At 70.1% G+C, this 26,493-nt stretch carries 20 protein-coding genes; 8 read left to right on the plus strand and 12 right to left on the minus strand.

Annotated elements, in window-relative coordinates; translation table 11 throughout:
* The 3 genes from E3O49_RS15085 to E3O49_RS15095 form a co-directional block, all read right to left on the minus strand.
* Window positions 1–525, minus strand: a 525-nt coding sequence (locus E3O49_RS15085; protein WP_134367274.1) for a DDE-type integrase/transposase/recombinase, incomplete at its 3' end; no start/stop codon positions are given.
* A gap of 29 nt (window positions 526–554) precedes the next feature.
* Window positions 555–1,016 (minus strand): hypothetical protein, encoded by a 462-nt coding sequence (locus E3O49_RS15090; protein ID WP_134402505.1) that lies wholly within the window; start codon window positions 1,014–1,016, stop codon window positions 555–557.
* Window positions 1,016–1,456, minus strand: a complete 441-nt coding sequence (locus E3O49_RS15095; protein ID WP_134451856.1) for a hypothetical protein — start codon at window positions 1,454–1,456, stop codon at window positions 1,016–1,018. The genes E3O49_RS15090 and E3O49_RS15095 overlap by 1 nt, the downstream gene beginning before the upstream one ends.
* A gap of 101 nt (window positions 1,457–1,557) precedes the next feature.
* On the opposite strand from E3O49_RS15095, the gene E3O49_RS15100 reads away from it, so the two are divergent.
* The 3 genes from E3O49_RS15100 (at window position 1,558) to E3O49_RS15110 (ending at window position 4,500) form a co-directional block, all read left to right on the plus strand.
* A complete protein-coding gene (locus E3O49_RS15100) occupies window positions 1,558–3,039 on the plus strand; it encodes a D-alanyl-D-alanine carboxypeptidase/D-alanyl-D-alanine-endopeptidase (RefSeq protein WP_241975821.1) in 1,482 nt (493 codons plus the stop codon).
* A 70-nt stretch (window positions 3,040–3,109) separates the two neighbouring features.
* Window positions 3,110–3,700, plus strand: coding sequence for an isochorismatase family protein (locus tag E3O49_RS15105; protein ID WP_134367280.1), 591 nt, complete (start codon window positions 3,110–3,112; stop codon window positions 3,698–3,700).
* A gap of 59 nt (window positions 3,701–3,759) precedes the next feature.
* Complete coding sequence (locus E3O49_RS15110; RefSeq protein WP_174235718.1) at window positions 3,760–4,500, plus strand: alpha/beta fold hydrolase; 741 nt, start codon at window positions 3,760–3,762, stop codon at window positions 4,498–4,500.
* 105 nt (window positions 4,501–4,605) lie between these two features.
* Here E3O49_RS15110 and E3O49_RS15115 read toward each other — a convergent pair whose 3' ends face one another.
* A complete protein-coding gene (locus E3O49_RS15115) occupies window positions 4,606–8,919 on the minus strand; it encodes a lamin tail domain-containing protein (RefSeq protein WP_134367282.1) in 4,314 nt (1,437 codons plus the stop codon).
* A gap of 143 nt (window positions 8,920–9,062) precedes the next feature.
* Entirely contained in the window at window positions 9,063–10,985 is a 1,923-nt protein-coding gene (locus E3O49_RS16865) for a PKD domain-containing protein (protein ID WP_198416041.1), read from the minus strand.
* Window positions 10,986–11,179: 194 nt separating this feature from the next.
* Here E3O49_RS16865 and E3O49_RS15125 point away from each other — a divergent pair, with 194 nt between their 5' ends.
* The 3 genes from E3O49_RS15125 (at window position 11,180) to E3O49_RS15135 (ending at window position 14,462) form a co-directional block, all read left to right on the plus strand.
* Window positions 11,180–12,478, plus strand: coding sequence for an MFS transporter (locus tag E3O49_RS15125; RefSeq protein WP_241978623.1), 1,299 nt, complete (start codon window positions 11,180–11,182; stop codon window positions 12,476–12,478).
* A gap of 141 nt (window positions 12,479–12,619) precedes the next feature.
* On the plus strand, window positions 12,620–13,459 hold the full coding sequence (locus E3O49_RS15130; protein ID WP_134367284.1) for a DUF4397 domain-containing protein: 840 nt from the start codon (window positions 12,620–12,622) through the stop codon (window positions 13,457–13,459).
* A 175-nt stretch (window positions 13,460–13,634) separates the two neighbouring features.
* Window positions 13,635–14,462, plus strand: a complete 828-nt coding sequence (locus E3O49_RS15135) for an anti-sigma factor domain-containing protein (protein ID WP_134451858.1) — start codon at window positions 13,635–13,637, stop codon at window positions 14,460–14,462.
* Window positions 14,463–14,631: 169 nt separating this feature from the next.
* Here the strand turns inward: E3O49_RS15135 and hpaD are convergent, their stop codons facing one another.
* The 7 genes from hpaD to E3O49_RS15175 form a co-directional block, all read right to left on the minus strand.
* A complete protein-coding gene (gene hpaD / locus E3O49_RS15140; RefSeq protein WP_134367287.1) occupies window positions 14,632–15,708 on the minus strand; it encodes a 3,4-dihydroxyphenylacetate 2,3-dioxygenase in 1,077 nt (358 codons plus the stop codon).
* A gap of 125 nt (window positions 15,709–15,833) precedes the next feature.
* A complete protein-coding gene (hpaE, locus tag E3O49_RS15145; RefSeq protein WP_134367289.1) occupies window positions 15,834–17,384 on the minus strand; it encodes a 5-carboxymethyl-2-hydroxymuconate semialdehyde dehydrogenase in 1,551 nt (516 codons plus the stop codon).
* A 3-nt stretch (window positions 17,385–17,387) separates the two neighbouring features.
* Window positions 17,388–18,347, minus strand: a complete 960-nt coding sequence (gene dapA / locus E3O49_RS15150) for a 4-hydroxy-tetrahydrodipicolinate synthase (protein WP_134367291.1) — start codon at window positions 18,345–18,347, stop codon at window positions 17,388–17,390.
* 122 nt (window positions 18,348–18,469) lie between these two features.
* Complete coding sequence (locus E3O49_RS15155; RefSeq protein ID WP_134451860.1) at window positions 18,470–19,219, minus strand: GntR family transcriptional regulator; 750 nt, start codon at window positions 19,217–19,219, stop codon at window positions 18,470–18,472.
* On the minus strand, window positions 19,216–20,703 hold the full coding sequence (locus E3O49_RS15160; RefSeq protein WP_134367295.1) for a fumarylacetoacetate hydrolase family protein: 1,488 nt from the start codon (window positions 20,701–20,703) through the stop codon (window positions 19,216–19,218). Before E3O49_RS15160 ends, E3O49_RS15155 begins: the two co-directional genes overlap by 4 nt.
* A 148-nt stretch (window positions 20,704–20,851) precedes the next feature.
* Window positions 20,852–22,207 (minus strand): MFS transporter, encoded by a 1,356-nt coding sequence (locus E3O49_RS15165; RefSeq protein WP_134367297.1) that lies wholly within the window; start codon window positions 22,205–22,207, stop codon window positions 20,852–20,854.
* Between the two features lie 353 nt (window positions 22,208–22,560).
* Window positions 22,561–23,211 (minus strand): IclR family transcriptional regulator, encoded by a 651-nt coding sequence (locus E3O49_RS15175; protein WP_370261698.1) that lies wholly within the window; start codon window positions 23,209–23,211, stop codon window positions 22,561–22,563.
* 583 nt (window positions 23,212–23,794) lie between these two features.
* Between E3O49_RS15175 and E3O49_RS15185 the strand changes: the two genes are divergently transcribed.
* Together E3O49_RS15185 and E3O49_RS15190 are read left to right on the plus strand one after the other, a co-directional pair.
* The gene (locus tag E3O49_RS15185) at window positions 23,795–24,478 is read left to right on the plus strand and encodes a hypothetical protein (RefSeq protein WP_134402514.1); all 684 of its coding nucleotides are present in this window, start codon (window positions 23,795–23,797) and stop codon (window positions 24,476–24,478) included.
* 131 nt (window positions 24,479–24,609) lie between these two features.
* On the plus strand, window positions 24,610–26,085 hold the full coding sequence (locus tag E3O49_RS15190) for an NAD-dependent succinate-semialdehyde dehydrogenase (protein ID WP_134366601.1): 1,476 nt from the start codon (window positions 24,610–24,612) through the stop codon (window positions 26,083–26,085).
* Window positions 26,086–26,493 lie beyond the last annotated feature (408 nt).

The following is a 26,493-nucleotide window of genomic DNA, read 5'->3' on the forward strand; positions in this document are numbered from 1 at the left end:
CGAGATGGCTTTGGGCCAGGCGCTCAGCTCGAGTGCTACTGCGGTCTGGGTGAGGTGCAATGCGAGGCGCCGTGGACGCAGGTCGTTGGTTAGCAGGCCGAGCCGTGGGTTTTGCAGGACGCGGTATATTTCGCGGGCGACGTAGCGCTTGAGGCAGCGCATGATCTCCTTCTCGCCTTTGCCCTCGCTGGTGCGTTTGACGACGTAATCCTGGGTGCGTCGGGCATCGCCGAGGCTGCCGAAGGATTCCGGGAACACGGGGGCGAATTTGAGCGTCTTGAACCACGCCTCCGAAAACGGATTGTCGTTACTGACCCGAGGCCGGGAATGCGACTTGGTGACCTCCAGATCTGAGAGCAGCGCGGCGACGGTCTTGCTCGTCATCGACGTGCCCCGGTCGGCGTGGACGACCTGCAGGGTGCCATGGATGGAGAAGGTCTCCGTCATCATCTCGGTGGCGAGGACCGCGGACTCCGCCGGATGGACCTTCGCGCCGACGATGTAGCAGGAGTAAATATCGATCATCACGTAGGCGTCGAAGTACTTGCGCTTGATTATGCCGACCTTTTCAGCCCAGTCCCCGCCTGGAAGCTGGGATCGGAGACCAACATCGGCATAATCACAATGTCGGCATAACACGTATAGACCTGGCCGGGGGCTGTGGCGACAAGTTCTGGGATCGCGCGGGCCGGGTGGCGGGCCAGTCGGCGGCGTTCCTTGACCTGCTTGTTCTCGGCCAATACCCGGTAGATCGTTGAGATTGACGCCAGATACACGCCCTCGTCGAGCAGCTGCGCGTAGATCTGGATCGGCGGCAAATCCACGAACCGGGCCGAGTTCACCACAGTCAGGATGCGGGCCCGCGCGAGGACATCGAGCCGGTTCGCCGGCACCACCACCTGCCGGGCGGCCCGGGTGCGGGGTGTCCGGGTCGCGGTCGCCCGCGGTAACCCGACCAGGCTGGCGGCCGTCCGCGTCGGAATGCCGTGGCTGGTGAGGTCGCGGTAGGTGGTCATCACGGTTTCGTGTGTGGTGTTTCGTCCCGCGAGCTCTTCGAAAGATTTTCGAGTAGCTCGTGCATTTTTGACATGGTCTCCAACGCCACCCCCGTCGTTTCCAACCTCCGTTCCGTCAACTCAAGCTGGCGGCGGAGCCGGGCGATCTCGGCCTGCTCGGGCGTGAGCCGGCCGATCTTCTCCCCGGGTTTCTTGCCCTGCAGCACCCCGGCATCGCGTAGTTTTCGCCACTCCGTGATCTGGGAGGAATAGATGCCCTGCTCCCGCAGATACGCGCCGCCGCCGTTCCGGGAGATGGCGTCCTCGTAGGCGGCGAGGTGGTCGAGTTTCTGCTTCGGCGTGAACGACCGCCGGGGCGTGGGGCCGCCCGCGCGGGGGCCAGGACTGCTGTTGTTCATGGGACTATCGTCGCGCACGGCGATCAACGATGGGCTGGACATGGTGGGACTTCCTGATTCTCGCCCTACGTCAAACGGCGGACTTGCTCTGAGCTACTGGCCTCAACTCACCCTGACACGTAGGGGGACGGTAAAGTACGGGGGTGTCAGACCAGGATCCCCCGCTGAACCGCCCTGCCCGAGCGCGCGCCGGGATCGCCGCTTTCTTCGCCCGGCACCGTACCGCCACCCGGATCGCGGCGGCTGCCGGCCTGTTTGCGCTGCTCGGCACCGGCGCCGTTGTCGCCAGCGCGGCCACCGGCGCCCCGGCGCCTCTCCGACCCGCGGCGGCCGGAAGCAGCACAAGCACGACCACGAGCACGCCCGCTCCGAGCGAGGCGCCCCCGCCGGCCCGCCCGGTGCCGACCGCGGCCACGGCGGCAAGCCCGCTGCGCACCTGCTCCGTCGCCGACCTGGCCGCCGATCCGAGGCTCGCGAACTTCCAGGCCCAGGTCGTCAACGCGACCACCGGAGAGGTGCTCTTCGACCGCGGCGGCGACACCCCGTCGCGCACCGCCAGCGTGCTCAAGGTGCTGACCAGCGCGGCCGCGCTCCGCGTCCTCGGCCCCGACTACCGCGCCACGACGACCGTGGTCGCCGGCAGCGCGCCGGGATCGGTGGTCCTCGTCGGCGGGGGAGACCTGACCCTGTCCCGCACGCCCTCCGGCGAAGAATCCGTGTACGCCGGGGCCGCCCATCTCGACCAGCTGGCCGACCAGACCATCGCGGCCTGGCAGGCCGACCCCGCGAACCCGCCGCTCACCTCCCTCATCCTCGACTCCTCCCTGTTCGGCGGCCCCGGCTGGGACCCGAGCTGGGACCGCAAGGAACTCTCCGACGGCTACATGCCAGAGATCACGGCGCTCCAGGTCGACGGCGACCGGGACAACCCCTCGCGCAGCACCTCCGCGCGCAGCGGCGACCCGGTCGGGCGGGCCGGTGCGGCCTTCGCGGACGAGCTGGGCGGCGGTGTCAGCGTCAGCCGTGGCACGGCCCCGGCCGGCGCCCGCCAGCTCGCATCCGTGCAGTCGCAGCCGGTGTCGACGCTCATCCAGCAGTCCCTGACCGTCTCGGACAACGCGCTCGCGGAGATGCTCGCCCGCCTGGTCGCGGTCAAGTCCGGGGCCGGCAACACGTTCGAGTCCCTGCAGCAGTCCACCGTCGCCGGACTCGCCCCCTACGGCCTCGACACCTCGGGGATCCTGATCGCCGACGGGTCGGGACTGAGCGACGACAACGCCGTGCCGCCGTCCTACCTGACCCGCCTGTTCATCAAGATCAACGCCCGCGAGGGCAACCTCGGGGTCATCTTCGACGGTCTGCCCGTGGCCGGCGGGCCCAGCGGATCGCTGTCCTACAGCGACCGGTTCACGGGCGAGAACGCGGTCGCCGACGGCGCCGTCTTCGCCAAGACCGGCTGGATCGACACCGGGTACACGCTCTCGGGAATCATCCACGCCGCCGACGGCACGCCGCTCACCTTCGCCGTTTACGCGCTCGGTGATGTGAGCGATAATGCGAAGCAGGCGCTCGACACCATCACCGCAGGCTTCTTCCGCTGCGGCGACAACCTGTCGAACACCTGACCAGCCAACACCTGACCAGTCAGCCACTGACCGGCTGATCGACGCATCCGCCGAGCGAAGGAGCCACCCCGTGACCAGGGCCCTGTTCATCATCGACGTTCAGAACGACTTCACCGAGGGCGGTGCCCTCGCCGTGGAGGGCGGGTCTGCGGTCGCCGCGGGAGTGAGTGCGCTGCTGGCGGCGCATCCGGATGCCTACGACGCCGTCTTCGCGTCCCGCGACTGGCACGACCCCGACAGCGACAACGCCGGCCACTTCGCCCTGTCGGGCGAGCCCGACTTCACGGGCACCTGGCCGGTGCACTGCGTGGCCGGGACCCCCGGCGCCGAGTACCACCCGTCGTTGTTGCTGCCCGATACCACCATCCACATCCGCAAGGGCCAGGGCCGACCCGGCTACTCGATCTTCGACGGCGTCTCGGAGGGCGGGGAGAAGACCGGCGAGCTGCTCATCGCCAACGGCGTGACGGACATCGACATCGTCGGCCTCGCCACCGACCACTGCGTGCGTGCCTCCGGCCTGGACGCGCTCGAGCACGGGCAGCACCTGCGGGTGCTGACCGACCTCGTGGCCGGCGTCGCCCCGCAATCGAGCGACGCGGCCCTGGCCGAACTGGCCCACGCCGGTGCGGTGCTCGTCACGTCCGACGTGGTCGACTAGGCGTGGTCGGGGAAGGCTCAACCAACGGGTCGGATTCGGGGGCCGGCGCCGGCATCGGCATGGCCGCGGACACGGCGTACGCCCGGCGCCTCGACGGCGTGCGCATTGCGTACGACGTCGCGCCGGGGGAGCGCCCCATCCTGCTGGTGCACGGGTTCGCGTCGACGGCCGAGATCACCTGGGCCGGCACGGGCTGGGTGCGGGCGCTGCAGGACGCGGGGCGCGGCGTGATCACGCCGGACCTGCGCGGTCACGGCCGCAGCGACAAACCGCATCGCGGCATCGACTACGTGCCGCGGCAGCTCGCCGCCGACCTCGTCGTCGTGCTCGACGCCCTCGGCCTGGACCAGGTCGACGTCGTCGCCTATTCCATGGGTGCGAGGGTGGCCGCGGCCCTGGCCCGGCTGGCCCCGGATCGGGTGCGCCGCATGGTTCTCGGCGGGGCGGGACCGGTCGAACTGTTCGAGACCTGGGACACGGATGCCGTGCGCCGCTTCGTCGCCGACGACACCCTCCCCACCGAACCGACGATCGCGGCGGTGCTCGGTTCGGCGTTCAGAGCCGGCGCCGACCGTGAGGCCCTCGCGGCCTGCGTGCTGGGTGTGGCCGGCGCCACGCTCGACGTGCCCGCCGAGATCCCCGTGCTCTACGTCGCCGGCGGCGCGGACGCCATCCCCACCGGGGTGGCCGACCTCGCCCGCGCGCGCGGATCCGAGTACCGCGAGCTGCCCGGCCGGGACCACGTGAACACGCTCACCTCCCGCGAGTTCAAACGGGCCGCGCTGGAGTTCCTGGCCTGAGCCCCTGCCCAGGTCATCGCCGGGGCGGATGCATGCTCCACGTTCAGGCGCACACAGAAGTGGTGGGCGAGCCGTAGCCCGCCCACCACTGTCTGAGCCACCCGATCAGGCGGTCGGCGCCGCCCGCAGGTCGTCCCACGAGATGGTCATCGGGGCCGGCATCCCGGTGCGGCTCAGGTAGGTGTACAGCCCGAGGGATCCCGCGGACTGCAGCCCCGCGGTGTTGTCGGTCTGCGTTCCCTGCCAGGTCGCCGGCTCGGCAGCCCCCGCCTTCCAGACCTTCGCCTGGATGGTGGTCGGAGCCGTCCCGGTCACCTGCACCCGGAACTGCAGCCGGTCCCCGGTGTTGAGGGTGACACCGGTGGCAATCGTGGAGCCGATCAGCTGATCGTTGTTGCGCACCAGCTGGAGCTGGACCGCCCCGGTGGTGCCCACCACGACCCGCGCACCGTAGGAGTTGGTACCGACCTGCCGGCCGATCACTCCCACGTAGACGCTGCTCGCCGTGGGTCGGGGGAACGCCACCGAGGCAGTGAGGTCGGTGCTCGTCGAGGACACGCCCCCGAGGACCGCCGTGCGGATCGCCCCCGCCGCCACGTTGACCGTGCCCGTTCCGCCGTTCACTGCGAAGTCGGAAGCGGTCCCGGTCACCGTCCAGGCGCCGCCCGTGTCCGCGCTGCCGAAGCCGTTGGTCGTGGTGCGACCGAAGGCGTCAGTGGCGAAGGCGGCCGGCCCCGGCGGCGGCGGCGTGACCGGCCCGGTCACGGTCACCGGGTGGGTGACCGGGGCCGACGTTGCGCCCTTGTCATCCTTCACGATGAGACTGACCTGGTAGGTGTTGCCCGCGCCGTAGGTGTGGCTCGTGGTGGGTGTGGCGGTGGTGGCCGTCGTCCCGTCGCCGAAGTCCCAGGCGTAGGACGCGACCGTCCCGTCCGAGTCCTTCGAGGCGCTGCCGTCGAAGCTCGCGGCAAGCCCGTTGGGGGTCCCGGTGAACTCCGCCGTCGGTGCGGCGTTGGTCGCCGGGGGTTCCGTCGGGGCCGAGCCCGTCGCACCGGCCCACAGGTCGTCGAAGGAGACGACGAGTGAGGTCGGCGTGGCGGAGCTGCTGAGGTAGCTGTACAGGCCGATGGAGCCGGCCGACTGCAGTCCGGCGGTCGCATCGGTGACGGTGGCCTGCCAGTTCGCCGGCTCCGCGGTGCCCACCTTCCAGACCTTCGCCTGGATGGTGGTCGGAGACGTCCCCGTCACCTGTAGCCTGAACTGGAGCCGATCACCGGTGGCGTAGGTGAGACCGGCGACGGTCACCGCCCGCATCTGGATATCGGTGTTTCTCACCAGCTGCAGCTGCACCGACCCATTGGCGCCGATGACGGCTCGTGTCCCGTAGGTCGCGGTGCCCACCCGGCGGCCGATCAGGCCGACGTAGTTGCTGCTCGCGGACTGTCGGGGGAACCCCACGGTCGCCCGCACCTCGGTATCCGATGAGGACACCGACGCCAGGTAGGCGAAACGGTTGCTGCCCTGCGGCAGTGTGATGTTCGCCGTCCCGCCGCTCACCGCGAAGTTGCTCGCGGTTCCGCTGACGGTCCATGCCCCACCGGTCTCGGCGGTGCCGAACCCGTTGGTGCTCGACCGGGTGAACGAGTCCTGCGCCAGCGCCGTGCCCGCGGGGGGTGTGACGCTCCCGACGGTGACCGAGCGTATGGTCGTGCCCGTGGCGCCGCCGTTGTCCGTCACCGTGAGCGTCACCGTGTAGGTGCCGGCCGTGGCGTAGGTGTGGGTCGCCGTGACCCCGGTGCCCGCGGCGGTGTTATCGCCCCAGTTCCAGGAGTAGCCGGTGACGGATCCGTTCGGGTCGCTCGACGTGGAGCCGTCCACACTCACTCCGAGCCCGTTCGGGGTCGCGGTGAACGCGGCGGTCGGCGGGGTGTTCGTCGGTGTGCCACCCGCGGTGTTCACCAATCCGGGGGTGCCGCCCGTGGTCGAGGTCGCCCGCCAGTTGGCCGGGTCCGCGTTGTCCGCGGTCGGTGACACCAGCTCCAGGGAGGGGCCGCCGGTTGCCGCCGGCCACGGCGCGGTCGCGCCGTAGGTCACCGTGTCGACGACGTTCGCGCCGTTCATCAGGGTGAGCGCCTCGCCGTCGCCGCTGAGGTCGCCGACGAACTCGCCGCCGACCAGCCGGTTCCCGGTGGGGTACGCGGCACTGAAGGCCTTGTCGTTTTCGACGAACACCATGCGACCGCCGGCCGGGATGACCGTGCCGGGCTGAATCGTCAGGTTGACCCCGTTACTGATCTTCCAGCCCGAGATGTCGACCGCCGTGGTGCCCGGGTTCGCGAGCTCCAGCCAGTCGCCGCCGGTGTTCGCCGCGCTGTGCATGATCTCGTTGATCACGACGGCAGCGTTCGCCGACTGTGAGGTCGGGACCGGCTTTCCGGTGCCAGTGTTGTTGTTGATCGCGTTGCGGCGGTCGGCCAGGCCGGCGAGGAAGGCCGTCCGGGCAGACGCCGGAGTGTAACCGCCCCACTTGGCACGGTCGAGGTTCCAGTCGGCCTGCGTCTTGGACGTGATCGCGTCCCACTGCGCCTCGTACTGGCCGGGTGGGAGGAACTGGTCGGCCAGGGTGCGGAGGTGGCGGTAGAACATCTCCTTGATCTCGGGGTAGGCGAGCATCGCCTGCGTGAAGTTATTGGAGGTGTCCGGGGTCAGGAACAGTCCCTTGCCGTCGCTGGCCGGCGTGGTGAAGGTCCAGTTGAGGTCCCACTGCCACATCTCCCAACGGCCGGTGCCGGCGGTGTCGCGCGCGATCCACCAGTTGTACCACCCGCTGTCCTGGTGGCGGATGATCGAGTTGGTCGCCATGTAGTTGACGAGCTCGGGGACGTTCACGTTCTTGTAGATCCAGGCCTGCTGCGCGGCGGACGGGTTGGCGTCCACCGTGTTGGACAGGGTCCACGCATCCGTGAAGTCCTCGCTCTTTCGGGTCTTCTTGTCCAGCCAGGCGTTCGCCTCGAGGACGGCCGGGGAGGACGTCGCGCCGAGGCTTCCGGCATCGCCCTTGTAGATCGCCCAGTCACTGACGCCCTGGGCGTCGCGCCAGGAGCCGTCCATGGTCTCCATGATGCGGCCGAGGCTCCAGAAGGCGCCGTTCCGCTGGGTGCGGACGGGGAGGATGTTGAGGCCGCGGTTGCCGGCGGCACGCACGGTCGCCCAGGAGACGTCGGCGAAGTTGTCGGAGTAGTTCTGGAGGGCGAACTCGTCGAGCGGGTACGGGAGCGCGCCGCCCAGGTCGAACGTGTACCCCTTGGGGAGCTCGACCTTCCAGTTGACCTTGGCGGCCGTGCGTGAGGTGTTTCCGCGCACGTTCATCAGCGCGTTGTCGATGACCTGCCCGTTGTACGACCACACGGCCGCACCCTGGAAGTCGTCCGTCCGGTGGTTGGCGAGGATGTCGTTGTAGACGGAATCGGCCATGAACCACTCGATGACCGGCAGCTGGGTGCTGACGCCCGACGTCACGACGACGCCGAGGTATCTGATCGACGCACCGTCCGCGGGAAGGGAATACGCGACGCCCGCGGCGTCGGCCTCGATCCGGTACCGGACGAGATTGCCGGCAGCCTGGCCGGATATGGTGGCGGAGTAGACGCCGTCACCCGCTCCGCCCGGGCTAGCCGCATCGTCGCGGAACGGGAGGGAGGCGTCCGCGCCGAACATGACCTTGTAGACGAGGTTCGCACTCGATCCGGGCTTCAGCCGGGCCGAGACGGTGATGGGCTCGTTGGGTGCCGGGCGCGCCGGGGTGGCGGTGACCTCGGTGATTTCCGGGGTTGGGCCCGCGCCGTTGATCGAGTTCACCTTGCCGGGGGTGCCGAGGTTCACGGCGCTGGCGCCCCAGCTGGCCGCCTGCGTGTTGTCGGAGAGGAGGTCGCTAAGCTCGAGCGTCGGTCCGGTTCCGTCGGGGGACGCGGGCCAGCCGGGGAGGCCGGCGTCGGAGTACGTCACCGTGTCGACGGTGGCCGCCGAGGCATCCTTCACGGTGATGATGCCGGTGCTGTTCTTCAACTTCGTCAAGGCGCCGTACACGGCGTTGGGTGCGAACCCGTTGGTCGTCTGGAATTGGACGGCATTGGCCGCCACGACGAAGTAGCCGTGTGCGGGAATCGTGGACCCCGCGGGGAACGTCGCGGTGACGGCGTCGGTGATGGTCCAGCCCGAGACGTCGATGGCGCTCGAGGACGTGTTCGTCAGCTCGAACCAGTCGTCGGCGTCCAGGTCTGAGGCGGCGTGGTAATTGATCTCGGAGATCACCACCCCGCCGGGTTCGGCGAATGCCGGGGTGGCGACGAGCACCGATCCGGCGATCGTGGCGAGAACAACAGCGATGGAGGCGCCGCGCGCCACTCGTCCAGCCGTCATTGGATGACCCTTCAATGGAAGGTGGGAGCCCCGGTGGGTAGCCGGCAGCCCGCGCCGTTCGGGTGGACGGCGTCGCAGGGGACAGTATCCGGAGACTCACCGAAAAGCTACCCAATTCGGTCGGCCCCCCGACGAGCCGGCGATCAGCCGGTGGGTCCGGCGGAGAGGTTGTCGAAGGTGATGGGGAGGCTGGTGGAGGTGCTGCTGCTGCTGAGGTAGCTGTAGAGGCCGATGGAGCCGGCGGTCTGGAGTGCGCTGGTGGTGTCGGTGATGCTGGCCTGCCAGGCTCCGGGCTCGGTCGTGCCGGTCTTCCAGACCCTGGCCTGGATGGTGGTCGGTGAGGTGCCGGTGACCTGGAGCCGGAACTGGAGCTGGTCGCCGGAGTTGAAGGTGAGGCCGGTCACGCTGACCGAGCGCAGCACGGTGTCGGTGCTGCGCTGGAGTTGCAGTTGAACGGATCCGGCGGAGCTCACGACGGCCCGGGCGCCGTAGCTGCCGGTGCCCACGCGGCGGCCGATCAGGCCCACGTAGGCACTCGAGGATCCGGGCCGGTTGAACGTAACGGTGGCCGTCATCTCGGTGTCGGTGGCGGACACCCCGGTGAGGTAGGCGTATCGGTTCGCGCCGCGGGGAAGGGCGATGGTGCCGGTGCCGCCGGTGACGGAGAAGTTCGCGGCGGTGCCGCTGGTCGTCCAGGCCCCACCCGTGTCGGCGGTGCCGAACCCGTTCGCCACGGTGCGGGTGAACGAGTCCGTCGCGTAGGCGGTTCCGGCCGGCGGCGGAGGAGGCGGAGGCGGAGGCGGCGGAGGGGTGCCCGGGTCGGTGACGGTGACGCCGTGCGTGATCGTCCCGGTCGCCCCGCCGTTATCCTGAACGGTCAGGGTCACCTGGTATGTGCCCGCCGCGGCATACGGGTGGCTTGCCGTTGCCCCGGTGCCGGTCGCGCCGTCGCCGAAGTCCCACGAGTAGGACGCGATCGTGCCGTCCGAGTCGCTCGATCCGGACGCGTCGAACGACGCGGTGAGGTCGGCCACGGTGCTGGAGAACGCCGCCACGGGCGCCACGTTCGCCGGCGGCGGCGGCGGGGTCGAACTGTACGGAATCCGCTGGATCTGCAGCACGTTCGGCGTACCGACCACCGATATCTTCGCCCATTCCGACGTTCCGCCCTGGACGGTGATGCGAGTGAAGTTCGGCACCTTCACCGTGCCGTAGAAGGACGTCCACTTGTTGTCGGTCCGGTTGAGAGGCTGGTCGTTGACGAACCCGTGAGTGTCGCCGTTGAACAGGAAGACGGGCTTGCCGAAGCTGAGGCTGTCCGTCGCGAGTGCCGTCACGATCGGCTGGAACGCCTGCTTGTAGGTCGAGTTCCCGGTGCCCGGGATGAACATATCCGCCTGGGTGAGAAAGACCACCGCGCGGCTGCCGTTGGCCTTCGCGTTCGCGACGGCGGTGTGGATCTCGGAGATGACCGCGTTCGTTCGGGCGGTGACCTCGTCCCTCTGGGCGGTGCCCACGCTGGATGAGCCGGACCAGGTGTTGAGGTCGTTGTTGCTGCCGACGATGTGCAGCATCGCGAACGTCAGGGCGCCCTGCTGGAAGGTGACGTTCTCCGGGTAGCCCGCCTGTGCGGTCACCGCCATCTTGTTCTGGCCGAGCGTGACGCCGGGGTTCGGGAAGAAGATGGAGCGGAGCGCCGCCAGACGCTCGAGCGGGTTGCCGGCTCCGACCAGGGCGCGTGAGCAGTCGGCCCACTCATTGTCGCCGGGGGTGTACATCATCGGATCGGAGAAGGTGTTGAAATGGTTCCTGATCAGGGAGTAGTAGGAATTGGAGCAGTCCAGCGGACTGCTGATGTCGCCGACATGGAACACGGTTTGCACCGCGGGGTCTGCGTTGATGTTCGCGATCTCGGTGGGGAGCTGGCTGAGCTGCGTCGAGCCGTACGGGACATCCCCGATGACGGCGAACGTAAGCGGATCGGCCGCAGCGGCGGGGGCGGCCAGGCCGAGGATCGAGGCGGCGGCAACGGCTGCGGTAATGGCGACGGAGAGGGTGCTCGGCATACGGCGCACGGGAGACTCCCATTAACGTGGGGTGTAGACGGGGTCGATCGGCTAAAGGAACGGTACACCCGACGGGACGTCGTCGCCAGTGATTGGTTCACCGCCGTCTGGCGAAGCGAGCCGTGCTGCCTCCCGTAGGGTGGGCAATGCGTGCCTCGCCGCCGAAGCCGCCGAATGCCGACCGGGGGACCGTCATGACAACCGACATCCAGGATGCGACGCGAAAAACGCCGATGGGCGCGGTCTCGACCGGCCCGACCACCGGTGCGGGCTCGACGGCCGGGCGGCACTGGCTGGCACCGGCGGCGGCGATCTTCGCGGTCGCCTGGGGCGGCAACGAGTTCACCCCGCTGCTGGTGATGTACCGCCAGGCCGACGGGTTCTCGAACCAGCTGGCGAACCTGCTGCTCGGCGCCTACGTGCTCGGCATCATCCCGGCGCTGCTGATCGCCGGACCGCTGTCTGACCGGTTCGGCCGCCGGCCGCTGATGCTGCCCGCGCCCTGGATCGCGATCGGGGGGAGCGTGCTGCTGGCGCTGTCCGCGGGCAACGTGCCGATGCTGCTGGCCGGCCGCATCCTCTCCGGCGTCGCCCTCGGCCTGGCCATGGCCGTCGGCACCAGCTGGGTGAAGGAACTGTCCGCGAAACCGTTCGACCTCCGGGCCGACCGGGCCTCGGGGGCGCGGCGGGCGACGATCGCGCTGTCCCTCGGGTTCGCCCTCGGGGCGGCGAGCTCCGGCGCGCTGGCCCAGTGGGCCCCCTTCCCCGGCGTGCTGCCCTACGCCGCGCACACGGTCATCGCCGTGGTGTTCGGCCTGCTGCTGCTGCGCACCCCGGAGTCCCGGGGCCGGGGCATCGCGGCCCGCCCCCTGCCGGCGGCCCACCCGGCCACCTCCCCGTACCCGCGATTCCTGCTCCTGATCGTGCCCGTGGCACCCTGGGTCTTCGGAACGGCCACGACCGCGTACGCCGTGCTGCCCGCACTGGCCGCCGGACAGATCCCGTCCGCGCCGGTCGCGTTCGCGGCCCTGCTCTGCGTGGTGGCACTCGTGGCGGGCGCGTCCCTGCAACTGTTCAGCCACCGCATCACCGCGGGGCACAACGCCCGCGGCATCATGGTCGCCCTGATGCTGACCGTTGGGTCTTTGCTGCTCGCATCCGTCGCCGTGAACCCGCCCCGGCTGTGGCTGATCCTGCCGGCCGCGGCCCTCCTCGGCGCCGCCTACGGCCTGCTGATGGTGTCGGGCCTGCAGGAGGTGCAGCGGATCGCGCCGCCGGACCACCTGGCCCGGCTGACCGCCGTCTACTACGGCATCACCTACCTCGGCTTCTTCGTGCCGCTGGGACTGTCCCTGCTCGAGCCCTGGCTCAGCTACCAGGTCATGTTCGCGGGCGGGGCTGCCGTGTCGGCGGTGTCGCTGGGGCTGGTCATGGTCATCTTCCGCCGGGACATCTCGCTGCACCGCGCGGCCGCCCGGGACGCATCCGTCTGACCGCACCGAAATCCAGCCGCACCGAAATGTTTTTCTATGCATGTGCATCCGTTTTCGGGCTGGCGGGAGAAGTAAGGGTAAGAGAGGGACAGATTCCCTCCCCAGAATGACCCCCCTTACAGACCCAAGCAGGAGGAAACGATGCACAAGTCCCTCAAGATCGGCATGACGGCCGGGGCCCTCGGCGCCCTCGTCGCGCTCGGCGGTATCGCACCGGCCCAGGCGGCCGACGACGTCGCGAAGCTGTCCGTGCTGCACGGAGTTCCCGGCCTCACCGTCGACGTCTACGTGAACGACAAGCTCACCCTCGACGACTTCAAGCCGGGCGACCTCGCCGGCCCGCTCGATCTCGCCGCCGGCACCTACAAGGTCGCCATCACCGCATCCGATGCGACGGATGCCAGCGCTCCCGTGATCGGGCCGGTGGACCTTCCGCTCGAGGCCGGCAAGAACTACACCGCCGCGGCTCACCTCCAGGCGGACGGCAAACCCACCGCGACGCTGTTCACCAACGACATCTCGCAGCTCGCCGCCGGTGAGGGCCGTCTGACGGTTCGCCACGTGGCCGCCGCCCCCGCGGTCGACGTCCTGGCCAACGGCGCCGCGGCGATCACCAATCTGGTGAACCCGAACGAGTCGATGCTCGTGCTGCCGGCCGGCACCATCTCGGCCGCCGTCGCCGCGACCGGAACCACCGACCCGGTGATCGGCCCGGCAGACGTCAACGTCGCCGAGGGCACGAACACGATCGTCTACGCCTGGGGCAGCCTGACCGACAAAAACCTGGCGCTCGCCGTGCAGACGATCAACGGGCTCCACTCGAACCCGGACAGCATCCCCGCCGGTGAGGGCGGCCTCGTCGCCACCAACCAGACCGGCAAATCGACCGGACTGATGGTCGGCGGTTTCGCGGCCCTCATGATGGGGCTCGTCGCCGCAGCCGTTGTCGGCATGCGCCGCGCCGCCGGCGCCCGCCGCTGACACCCGCCGGACGAGGAACAGACACCATGAGAGCCACAGCGGGCAGCATCCCAGCGCTCGCTGTGGCTCTCGTGCTGCTCACCGGCTGCACCCCCGCCCCGGGCGAAGCCCCGAGTGCGCCCTGGAACTGATCTCGCTCCAGCACACGGTGGCCGTCGGCCGGTCCGTCCGCACAGTGCGACTCGTCGAGCCCGGCGACCAGGTCTGGGGGCGGATCCACTCCGCACTCGGCCTGACCGACGCCGTTGCCGCGTCGCCGCGGCTCGCCGACTACGCTTCGGCGGCCGAGCCGGCCGAGCCGGCCGAGCCGGCCGAGCCGGCCGAGCTCACCGAACCTGCCGAGCCGGCCGAGCTCGCCGAACCGGGAGCGGAGTCCGAGCCGTCCGCAGCTGCAGAGCCTGCCGAGCCGGGAGCGAGAGCCGAGCCGTCGGCAACTGCCGAGCCCGAGCCCGAGCGCGCCGCCGTAGCCGAGCCTGGACCGACCCCTGGTCCTGACCAGGCGGGACAGTCGGCATCCGTCACCGATATCGGGGCCGGGTCGCGATCGCACGCCCGTCACCGTCGTCGCCGGGTCTGGCTGCCCGTGGCGGTGGCGGCGGGAATCGTCGGCCTCGTCGGAGGAATCGGCGGCGGAATCTGGTGGGAATCCCTCCGGCAACAGGCCCCGGCACCGGTGATTGCGACGGCCGAACTGGACCCGTTCCCCGGCTGGACGGCCAGCGGCGTCGCCCAGGTCGAGAAGACGGCCGATGGCCACCGCGAGGTGGTGGTCGATGTCACCGGGGCGACGGATGCCGGGCTCCGGGAAGTGTGGCTGATCAAGTCGGACGCGTCCGGGCTGATCAGCATCGGCCTGCTCGACGGTGACAGTGGCCACTTCGCCATTCCGGACGGAGTGGACCTGTCCGAGTTCCCGCTGGTCGACGTGTCCGCCGAGCCCGACGACGGCAACCCGGCGCACTCCGGCGACTCGATCGTGCGCGGCGAGCTCCGCACAGTCTGACCCGCTGACCCGCTCCGCCCCACCCTCTCCGCAGAGTCTGACCCGCCCGCAGTCCGCCCCCGATAGTGCCCGTTCCGGTCGAGAGTGCCCGTTCCAACGGGCACTCTCGACCGGAACGGGCACACTCACGAGACGGGGAGCGGCCGGAACGGGCGGCCGGAGTGGGCCGCTAGAGCGTGTTGCCCAGCTTGAAGCCGTGCTCGACGTCGTCCTTACGGGTGTACGAGAAGCCGTCGGCGCCGACCGTGACGGCCATCTCGCTGGACTCGGTGCGGGCGATCACCGGCTGCGGGTTGCCGTCCAGGTCGAGCACGAGCGAGGCATCCGTGTACCAGCTGGGCACGACCGGGTTGCCCCACCAGTCGCGGCGCTGGTTGTCGTGCACGTCCCAGGTGACGACGGGGTTGTCCGGGTCGCCGGTGTAGTAGTCCTGCGTGTAGATCTCCACCCGGTGGCCGTCGGGGTCGCGCAGGTAGAGGTAGAACGCGTTCGAGACGCCGTGGCGGCCCGGGCCGCGCTCGATCACGTCGGACATCCGCAGGGCGCCGAGCTTGTCGCAGATGTAGATGATGTTGTGCTTCTCGTGCGTGGAGAAGGCGATGTGGTGCATCCGCGGGCCGTCGCCGCCGGTCAGGGCGGTGTCGTGCACGGTGTCCTTGCGGCGCATCCAGGCCGCGTAGGTGACGCCGTCATCGTCCTGGATGTCTTCGGTGACCCGGAAGCCGAGGTCCTCGAGGTAGCCGCGGCCGCGTCCCACGTCGGGGGTGACCTGGTTGAAGTGGTCCAGGCGCACCAGGGCGCCGGGGCCCTGCAGGTCGTAGCGCCAGGCGAGGCGTTCGACGTGCTCCACGGAGTAGAAGAACTCGTAGGGGAAGCCGAGCGGGTCCTCGACCCGCACGGAGTCTCCGATGCCCTTGACGAACCCGTTCGTGCGGCGCTCGGTGCGGCAGCCGAGCTCCTGGTACCAGGCCTCGGCCAGGCCCACATCTTCGGGGGCGCGCACCCGGAACGCCATCGCGGCGACGGCGGCGACGGGGCCCTGGCGCAGCACGAGGTTGTGGTGGATGAACTCCTCGAAGCTGCGCAGGTAGATTTCGGTGTCGCTCTCCTCGGTCACGACGAGGCCGAGCACGTCGACGTAGAACGCGCGCGAGCGGGCCAGGTCGGTGACGACGATGTCCATGTAGGCGCAGCGCAGGATGTCCGGCGGGGTCGCGGTGGGCGTGGGGATGGGGGTGGTGGTCATGGAATCCTCCTCGTTGAGTTTCAGTCGGTTGGCGTAGTGGCGGGGAATCAGGTGAGGGGTCCCAAATCGACCTTCGCAGGGCCAAGGAAGGTCGATATGGGACCCCTCACGCGATCGGAAGGGGGTTAGTGCGCGCCGAAGCGGGCGGTGTGCACGGACCCGAGGGTCACGTGCACGGCCTGCTGCTCGGTGTAGAAGTCGATCGACCGGTAGCCGCCCTCGTGGCCGAGACCGGAGGCCTTCACCCCGCCGAACGGGGTGCGCAGGTCCCGCACATTGTGCGAGTTGAGCCAGACCATGCCGGCCTCGATCGACTGCGCGAAGGTGTGCGCCCGGGTGAGGTTGCTGGTCCAGATGTAGGCGGCCAGGCCGTACTTGACGCCGTTGGCCAGCTCGAGGGCCTCCTCGTCGGTGTCGAACGGGGTGATCGCCACGACGGGTCCGAAGATCTCCTCCTGGAAGATGCGGGCGGTCGGGGCGACATCCGCGAACACGGTCGGGGAGACGTAGTTGCCCTCCGGCAGGTTCTCCGGGCGACCGCCACCGGCGAGCAGCCGGCCCTCGGACTTGCCGATCTCGACGTAGCTCATCACCTTCGCGTAGTGCTCGGGGTGCACGAGCGCGCCGACCTCGGTCTTCGGATCGTGCGGGTCGCCGACCACGATGTTGGCTGCGCGGGCCGCGTAGCGGTCGCAGAAGTCCTCGTAGATGGGGCGTTCCACCAGGATCCGGCTGCTGGCAGTGCAGCGCTCGCCGTTGAGCGAGAACACCCCGAACAGGGTCGAGTCGAGCGCGGCATCGAGGTCGGCGTCGGCGAAGACGACGGCCGGGGACTTGCCGCCGAGCTCCATCGACATGCCCTTGAGGTTCGCGGCGCAGTTGCGGTAGATGGTCTGGCCCGTGGTCGTCTCGCCGGTGAACGAGATGAGGGGGACATCCGGATGCTTGACCAGCGCGTCGCCGGCCTCTTCACCGAGCCCGTTGACCAGGTTGAACACCCCGTCGGGCAGCCCGGCGGCGCGGAAGATCTCGGCCCACAGGCTCGCCGACAGCGGCGTGAACTCGGCTGGCTTGAGCACGACCGTGCAGCCGGAGGCCAGCGCGGGGGCGAGCTTCCAGCTCTCCAGCATGAAGGGGGTGTTCCACGGGGTGATCAGTCCGGCCACGCCGACCGGCTTGCGGAAGACGTAGTTGATCTGGCTGCCCGGCACCTGGTAGGTGTCGTCGGTCTGCGCCACGATCAGGTCGGCGAAGAAACGGAAGTTCTCCGCCGCGCGCTTCGCCTGGCCCAGGGCCTGGGTGATCGGGAGGCCGGTGTCGAACGTCTCGAGTTCGGCGAGGCGGGCGTCCTGGGCCTCGACGGCATCCGCGATCTTGTTCAGGATGCGGGAGCGCTCGCGCGGCTTCATGCCGGGCCACGGGCCGTTGACGAAGGCTTCGGTCGCGGCGGCGACGGCGAGGTCGATGTCTTCCTTCTGGCCGGCGGCGGCGGTGGCGTAGGTCTGGTTCGACACCGGGTCGAGCACATCGAAGGTCGCCCCGGAGACGCTGTCGACGAAGCGTCCGCCGATGAAGTGCTGGATGCGGGTGGGCAGGTTTTCGGGCACGTGCCGGCTGACCGGCGTGGTCGCCGTCGCCGTTGCGGTGGCTGGCGCTGTCTGGACTGTCTCGGTCATGGCTCAGGCCGCCTTCGGGGTGAAGCCGGCGACCTGAAAGCCGTCGACGGGGGAGAGGTACGGTTCGCCGGCGGCCAGGAGCGTCTTCATCTTCGCGATGCCCGCATCCGTCGGGGTGATCAGCGGTGGGCGCACGAAGCCGCTCTCGATCAGGCCGCGCTGTTCGAGCACCCACTTGCCCGGTGCCGGGTTGGTCTCGACGAAGAGCAGGTCGACGAGGGGGTGCAGGCCATAGTGGATGCGGCGGGCCGTCTCGATGTCGCCGGCCATCCATGCGTTGTACATCTCGACGTGCGCGACCGGCGCGATGTTGCTGGTGGCGCTGATGTAGCCGATGCCGCCGAGGGCCATCAGGGGCAGGCAGAGCAGTTCGATGCCGCTCCAGACCAGCAGCTCGGGGCCGCAGAGTTGCAGCACCCGGGAGAAGTGCTCGAAGTCCTTGGTGGTCTCCTTGACGCCGACGAAGTTGTCGAAGTCGCGGTAGAGCCGATTGATGGTCTCCGGGGCGATGTCCACGGCGGTGCGGCTGGGCACGTTGTAGGCCACGATCGGCAGGTCCGGGAACTCCTCGGCGACGGTCTTGTACCAGACGTAGAGGGCTTCCTGGGTGGGCCGGGCGTAGTAGGGGGTGATGATCAGGGCGGCGTCGACGCCGGCGTCCCGGGCCGCGGCGGTCAGCTCGAGGGTCTCGTCGAGCTTGGCGGAACCGGTGCCGGGCATGAAGGGCACCCGGTCGCCGATCGCGGCGGCGACCGTGCGGATGGCGGCGGCGCGCTCGGCGATGGTCTGCGAGCTCGGCTCGCCGGTGGAGCCGCCGAGCGAGATGCCGTGGGTGCCGGAGGCGAGCTGCCAGTTCACCAGGTTGGTGAGTCCGGCGTGGTCGACGGCGCCGTCGGCGGTGAACGGGCTCATCAGCGGCGCGATGGAGCCCTTGATCTGGCTCGGGTCGGTGCGGAACTTCATTGTTTTTCCCTTCGGAGCAAGTGTGGTCAAGTCGTTCAAGACCCGGTGAGTGTGCCCGTTCCGGTCGAGAGTGACCGGTGCAACGGGCACTCTCGACCGGAACGGGAACAGGTAGAGGTGGGTTAGGCGGGTGCGGGTGCGGGTGCGGGTGCGGGTGCGGGTGCGGGTGCGGGTGCTGCTGCGGATGCGGCGGCGGCGGGGTGCTGCCGGGCCAGGAAGGCGTCGAGGGTGCCGAGCCGGTGGTTGCGCGCGGCGAGTTCGACCTGCAGGGGGTCGGCCCCGTTCTCGATCAGGTCGAGCAGGGCCGCGTGTTCGGCGACCGACTCCTGGGCGCGGCCGGGCACGAAACTGAACGTCGATTCGCGCAGGGTGCCGAGCCGGCTCCAGCCGCGGTGCACCAGATCGAGGACGTGCGCGTTCGGGCACGCCTCGAACAGGGCCGAGTGGAAGTCGCGGTTGAGCCGGGTGAAACTGACCGGGTCGAAGTGGTCCAGGCAGTCGGCCATCTCCGCGTTGATCAGCCGGGCGCGTTCGAGCGTGTCCGCGTCCATCAGCGGCGCGGACAGCGCCGTGGCGTAGCCCTCGACCAGGCCGAGGGTCTGCATCGTGTAGACGTATTCGGTGGCGTCGAGCATGGCCACCTGGGCGCCGATGTTGCGCTCGAACGTGACCAGGCCTTCGGCCTCCAGCAAACGGATGGCCTCCCGCACCGGCACCGTGCTGACGCCCAGCTCGCGGGCGATCTGCCCGAGCACGAGGCGGTAGCCCGGGCTGAAGCTGCCGTCGGTGATGCGCTCCCGGATCCACTGGTGGGCGAGCTGCGCCTTGCTCAGGGACGCATCCGTGGTCTGGGCGCCGGTCGAGATCGTCATGCCTGCTCCTTCGCCCAGTCCCGGAAGCGCGCCTTCCAGTCCGCGTTCATCGGGTAGAGCCCGTCGACGCCGTGCCCGGCCGCGACCATGGCGGCGATGAACGTCTCCTCGTGCTCCTGCACGATGGCGGCGGCCACGACCTCCTCGACCAGGTGCGGCGGGATCACGAGCACCCCGTCCGCGTCGCCCACGATCACGTCGCCGGGCTGCACGGAGGCGCCGCCGCAGGCGATGGTCAGGTCGGTGTCCCACGGCACGTGCCGGCGTCCGAGCACGGCCGGGTGCGGTCCGGCGTGGTAAGTGGGGATGGAGAGGGCGGTGACGGCCGCGAGGTCGCGCACGCCGCCATCCGTCACGATCCCGGCGGCGCCGCGCACCTGGGCGCGCAGGGCCAGAATGTCGCCGACCGTGCCCGTGCCCAGCTCGCCGCGGGCCTCGATCACGAGCACGTCGTCGGTGCCGAGCGAGTCGAACGCGCGCTTCTGGGCGTTGTACCCGCCGCCGTGCGACTCGAACAGGTCCTCCCGGGCCGGGATGTACCGCAGGGTGCGGGCCCGGCCGACCAGGCGGGCGTCCGGCCGGGTGGACCCCAGGCCGTCGATCGACACGGCGTTGAGGCCCCTCTTGCGCAACTGGGCGCTGAGGGTGGCGGTGCCGACGCTGTTGATCCGGGCCTTCAGCTCGGCCGTGAGGTCGAACGCCGGCGCGGCGACGGATGCCGGGGCGAGCCCGGCCGCCTCGGCCGACCCCCAGGCCTCGGTGCGCTGCAGATCGTCGACCAGCGGCTTCGCCCCGAAGTCCTGAAACGGCACCGATCCCGCCGTGATCGGGCTGACCAGGCGGCCGGTGCTCGGCGCTCCCGGCGCGCCCGGGGCATCCACTTCGACCTCGACCGTGTCGCCGGGCACGACCACCGAGGATCCGGCGGGCGTGCCGGTGAGGATCAGGTCGCCGGGTTCGAGGGTGATCAGCTGGGACAGGTCGGCCACGAGCCGGCCGAACCCGAAGAGCAGGTCGGCGGTCGTGTCCTCCTGGGCGAGGGTGCCGTTCACCCAGGTGCGGATGCGCAGCGCGGCCGGGTCGAGGTCCTGCGCCGACAGCAGCGCCGGGCCGACCGGGGTGAAACCGTCCCCGCCCTTCGAGCGCAGGTTCGAGCCCTTGTCCGCGTGGCGCAGGTCGTACACGCCGAAGTCGTTGGCCGCCGTGACGTGGGAGACCGCCGCCCAGCCGTCCTCGGGTGGGACGCCGCGGGTGCGGCGCCCGATGACCAGCGCGATCTCGCCCTCGAACACCAGCAACTCGCATCCGGCCGGCCGCTCGACCGGCGCGCCGCTGGAACTGAGCGACGACGCCGGCTTGAGGAAATAGGACGGCTGGCTGGGTGTGCGGCCGCGCTGGGCGGCCCGGCTCGGGTAGTTCAGGTGCAGGGCGATGATCTTGCCCGGCGTCCCGAGGGTGCTGGCGGATGTGGGTGATGTCGTCAAGTGCGGCGGCCCTTCTCGTCGTGCTGGCGTGTGTCGCGTCTGGTCGTGCGGGTGGTGCGGGTGGTGCGGGTGGTGCTGGTGGTGCGGGTGGTGCGGGTGGTGCGGGTGGTGCGGGTGGTGCTGGTCGTGCTGGTCGTGCTGGTCGGGTCTAGTCGTGCTGGGAGATGCCGAGCGGCACTCCGCGGGTCTCCTTCACCGCGGTCACGGCGATGAAGGAGATGGTGGCGAGCACCATGATGTAGATGCCGATCGACGGGGACCAGCTGGTCTCGTCCAGCAGCAGCTGTGCGATCAGCGGGGCGAAGGCGCCGCCGAGGATGGCGCCGAGGGCGTAGCCGATGGAGACGCCGGAGTAGCGCACCTGGGCCGGGAACATCTCCGCGTACAGGGCGGCCTGCGGTCCGTAGGAGAAGCCGAGGCCGCTGGCCAGGACCACGAGCGCGACCGTGAACCAGAGGATGTTGCCGGTGTCGATCAGCAGGAACATCGGGATCGCCCAGATGAACAGCCAGCCGTAGCCGAACTGGAAGGTGCGGATGCGGCCGATCCGGTCGGAGAGGATGCCGCCGAACATCGTCGACGCGAGCCAGAACACGGCGGCGATGGTGCTGGCGAGCAGCACCGGGGAGCGTTCCATGCCCAGGCCGCCGGCCTCGACCGGCTTCGTGGCGTAGGAGGAGAAGAACGCGATCAGGAGGTAACCGGCCGCGTTGTTGGCGATGAAGATCAGGGCGGTCAGGATGACCTGGCGCCAGTGGTCGGAGAAGAGCTGGCGCAGCGGGGCGGCCGATTCCTTCTTGCGGTCCTGCATCTCCTGGAAGACGGGGCTTTCGTCGACGGAGCGGCGGATGACGAAGCCGACGATGATCAGCAGCAGGGAGACGAGGAACGGGATGCGCCAGCCCCAGGAGAGGAAGGCTTCCTCGTTCATCGAGGAGGTGACGAGCAGCATCACGCCGGTCGCCAGGATGAGTCCGGTCGGCACGCCGATCTGCGGGTAGGCCCCGAAGAATCCGCGGCGGTTGACCGGGGCGTGCTCGACGCTCATCAGCGCGGCTCCGCCCCACTCGCCGCCGGCCGAGAAGCCCTGCAGGATGCGCAGCAGGATGAGCAGGATCGGTGCCCAGACGCCGATCTGCTCGAAGGTCGGCAGAAGGCCGATCAGCGCGGTGGCCGCGCCCATGATGACGAGGGTGAGCACGAGCATGGCCTTGCGGCCGAGGCGGTCGCCCAGGTGCCCGGCGACCACGGCGCCCAGCGGGCGGAACAGGAAGCTGATGCCGAGGGACGCCCAGGCGATCAGCTGCGCCAGACCGGCGTTGTCATTGGCGAGCGGGGCGAAGTACAGCCCGGCCAGCACGAGGCCGGCCGCCTGCGCGTAGATGAAGAAGTCGTACCACTCGATGGTGGTGCCCACCATCGTGCCGGCCAGGACGCGGCGTTCCTCGCGCCGTTTGGCGTTCGTCCTGTTCTCGGCCTGGGTGTGATCGGTCGTCAATGCCATGGAATACTCCTTCGTATTTCACTGCGGTCTGTGCTGTGTGAGTGCTGTGTCAGCTGCAATTCACTGCGGGTTCATGCGCGATCTCGCGCGATTCCAGAACGGTATCACAGATCGTATATTATCCAAAGGGGATTCTGGGCGAGGTGGCCTGGGGCGGCCGGTAGCCCGGCGGGGTGTGCGGGCCGCTGGCCGTGCCGGGCGGAATGCCGGTCGACGGGGCGGACCCCGACCGGATGCTGCGGGCGGGCGTGCCGGGCGTGCCGGGCGTGCCGGGCGGAATGCCGGTCGAGGGCGCGGGCCCCGACCGGATGCTGCGGGATGCCGCGGGACCGGGCCGCTGGAAGTCTGGGCGCCTAACGCAGGTCGGCGGTGATGGCGGCGGCCGCAGCCGTGAGCCGGGCGCCGATCTCGGCGGCGCTGCGCCCGGTGCCGAGGTAGACCACGGCGAGGGCTGCCGGCGCCTCGCCCGGAACCGTCAGCGGCACGGCGACCGACGCCAGCCCCGGGATGACCTCGTCGTGGCTGGTGGCGAAGCCCCGTTCTCGCACGGAGTGCGCCTCGCTGCGGCGCGCCTCGTCGCCCAGCCCGGCCCACTCGTCAGCGGAGAGCACCGACTGGATGGCGATGGCCGGCGCCCCGCGATCGAGCGGATGCCGCGTGCCCGGGCGCTGCGCGACCGTCGCATGCGCCTGCCTGGGTTCGACGCTGACCAGGGTGACGACCTCCCGCCGGTCGAGCACGGCGACGAACGCCGTCATGCCTAGGTCGTTGGCGACGCTCGTCAGTTCGGGCAGCGCCGCGGACTGCAGGCCCCGGGAGACGCCGCGGGCGAGTGCGGCCATCCTCGGGCCGAGTCGGACCGCGCCGGCGGCATCCCGGATCACGACCCCGTGGTCTTCGAGCGTGCGCAGGATTCGATAGGCGATCGAGCGGTGCACGCCGAGGGCGGCGGCCACCTCGGCGATGGTCAGGGGCGTGTCGGAGTCCGCCAGAATCTCCAGCACACGGATGCCGCGGGACAGGGTCTGCGAATGCGGCACCGCTTTCGCAGCGGGCTGGCTGATCTCACTCGTTGGCGTCGACACGTCGCCATTCTCGCACCCGCGGCCCCGCGGCCCCGCGGCCCCGCGTTCTCGTCGCCCTCGCCCATGCCGTCGCCCATGCCCTCGCCCTCGCCCATGCCCTCGCGCTCGCCCTCGCCCATGCCTCCTCCCACCTCCCGTAACCTTCGCCCGTGCTAACTCCTGCAGATTGCCGGGCCGCGCAGCAACTTCCGCGGATTTCCGGGGGACCCTGCCGCGGCGGAGGCCGAATTGCAGGAGTTATGCGTTGCCTCCCGGGGCTAACTCAGGAGATTCGGTCGCGGGCGGCCGATTCCGCCCGGACGAGTGCGGCGGCAACCGGGTCTCATAACGAATCTCCTGAGTTGGCCACCGTGCGCTGGCGCGCCGGAACTCCGGGTGAGTGAGACACGCGTGCGCTGGCGCGCTGGAACTCCGGACGAGTGAGACACCCGTGCGCTGGCGCCCTGGATCCGTGCGCCGACAGGCAAGACTCCCGGGCGAGACCGCCCTATCTTGGGGTCTAATGAGTGCGATCTGGGTGTCCGTGTCCGTGTGCGTGGTCGCTGCCATCGTGGCGGCCGGCCTGGGCGTCGTGTGCGCGCTGGCCGCGCTGCGCGGACCCGGCCGCACCCTCGTGGCCGTGCCCGCCATGGTGCTCATGGCGGCCTCGACCGTGGACATGGTCCTGCCGGGGACGCCCGGGTTGCACCCGCTGGCCTGGGTCGCGCTGATGGTCGCCGCGGCGCTGCTGGCCCTGCTCGACCGGCGACGGCGAGTCGCGGCCGCGCACCATGCCACAGCCCTGCTGCTGATGGCCGTGATGTGGGTCGCCATGCTGCCGGCCGCTACTGGTACAGGTGCCGGTACCGTCGCATCCGTCACCGCATCCGGCCCGGCGGGGCTGGTCGCCGCGGGCAGCCCCGCCAGCGACGGCGTGCTGCACGGCGTGGTGCACAGCGCGGTGCACGCGGCGGCACACGGCGGGCACGGCCTGGCGCTGTCCGGAGCGGGCGGACTGCTGCTCGGCGGTCTGGCGGCCGCGGCATCCGTCGCCCTGGCGGTCAGCGCCGTTCGGTCGGCGCGGCGCGCGGCGGGGTCGCGGGGGATCGCGGTTGCTGACAGGCTGGAGGCAGCCCAGCACGTGAGCATGGCGCTCGCGATGACGATGATGGCCGGCGGGATGCTGCTGCCCCTGTTCGGAACCTGACTGCCGGGCGACGCGCCGGCGGCCGGCCGACGGATGCGCCGCGCTCCGGAATCCCGGGACGCACCCGGAGCCGGTGGCTTGGATAGAATTTCACCGTCAACCGACGGGAAGACACGACCATGGGAGAACCAATGACGCACGTGACCGAAGCGGAGCTGCTCCAGCACGTTCCCAACGAACTGTTCATCAACGGCGAGTGGGTGCCGGCCGCCGACGGGGCGACCCTCACGGTGCACGACCCGGCCACCGGCAAGGTCATCAAGACCATTGCCAGCGCCGGGGTCGCGGATGGCGCCGCCGCCCTCGACGCCGCCGTCGACGCGCAGGCCAGCTGGGCCGCCACCCCGCCGCGCGTTCGCGGCGAGATCCTGCGCCGGGCCTTCGACCTGATGCAGGAGCGCAAGCACGAATTCGCCCTGCTGATGACGATCGAGATGGGCAAGCCGCTCTCCGAGGCATACGGCGAGGTGGCCTACGGCGGCGAGTTCCTGCGCTGGTTCAGCGAGGAGGCCGTGCGCGTCACGGGCCGTTACGGCACCAACCCCGAGGGCACGGGCCGCATGATCGTGTCCCAGCACCCGGTCGGGCCGTGCTTCCTGATCACCCCCTGGAACTTCCCGCTCGCGATGGCGACCCGCAAGATCGCCCCGGCGCTCGCCGCGGGCTGCACCGTCGTGATCAAGCCGGCCGCGCTCACCCCGTTGACCACCCTCTACTTCGTGAAACTGCTTGAGGAGGTCGGACTCCCGGCCGGCGTCGTGAACGTCATCACGACGTCGACCTCGGGCGCGGTGTCCGACCCGATCATCGCCGACCCCCGACTGCGCAAGCTCAGCTTCACGGGCTCCACGCCGGTCGGCCAGAAGCTGATCCAGCAGTCCGCGCAGGGCGTGCTGCGCACCTCGATGGAACTCGGTGGCAACGCCCCGTTCGTCGTGTTCGAGGACGCCGACCTGGACAAGGCCGTCGAAGGCGCGATCGCCGCCAAGTTCCGCAACGTGGGCCAGGCCTGCACGGCAGCGAACCGGTTCATCGTGCACGAGTCGATCGCGGAGGAGTTCGCCCGCCGGGTCACCGAGCGCGTCAACGACTTCACGGTGGGACGCGGCACCGAGGCCGGTGTCAACATCGGCCCGTTGATCAACGAGGCCGCGGTCGCCAAGGCTGACGCGCTGGTCCAGGATGCCGTGGACCGGGGCGCGACGCTCCTCACCGGCGGCTCCGCCATCGACGGCATCGGAACCTTCTACCAGCCCACCGTGATCTCCGGCGTCACGCCGGGCAGCAACATCCTGCACGAGGAGATCTTCGGACCGGTCCTGGCGATCACCCCGTTCGTGGACGAGGACGACGCCGTGCGCATCGCCAACGACACCGAATACGGGCTGGTCAGCTATGTGTTCACCCAGGACCTGGCCCGCGGCCAGCGGATGATCGAGCGCCTGCAGACGGGCATGATGGGCCTCAACCTCGGTGTCGTCTCCAACGCGGCGGCTCCGTTCGGCGGGGTCAAGCAGTCCGGTCTGGGCCGTGAGGGCGGACTCGAGGGCATCCACGAATACCTCTCCACGAAGTACACCCTCACCCCGGACCCCTTCGCCGGGTAGTCGCAGGGCGGGTTCGCCGGCGGAGCAGCGGGTCGGCGGAGCGGCGGAGCGGCGGGTCGCCTCGCCTCGCCGGGCGGGCGCCTCGCCGACCGGCCCGTGCGGCTAACTCAGGAGATCCGCCGCGGCATCCGTACGTCGCCGCACTGATCCGGGTGCCGGGTGCCCATCGCACCCGGTTTTCCTGAGTTAGCCCCCCCGGTGGCCGAGCGCACCGCTGCATAACTCATGCAATTCGGTCTCGCCGGCCTGGGCCGGCCCCGGAATTCCGCGGATGCGCATCCGTCGCGGCGCGAATCTGCAGGAGTTATGCAGAGGGACCCGGGCTGACCGGGCTGCGCGGGCGCGCCCGCCGCGCGCCCACCGCGCACCGGCACCGCGCACCGGCACCGCGCACCGGCACCGCGCACC

Source organism: Cryobacterium shii (assembly GCF_004402595.1).
GTDB classification, from domain to species: Bacteria; Actinomycetota; Actinomycetes; order Actinomycetales; family Microbacteriaceae; genus Cryobacterium; species Cryobacterium shii.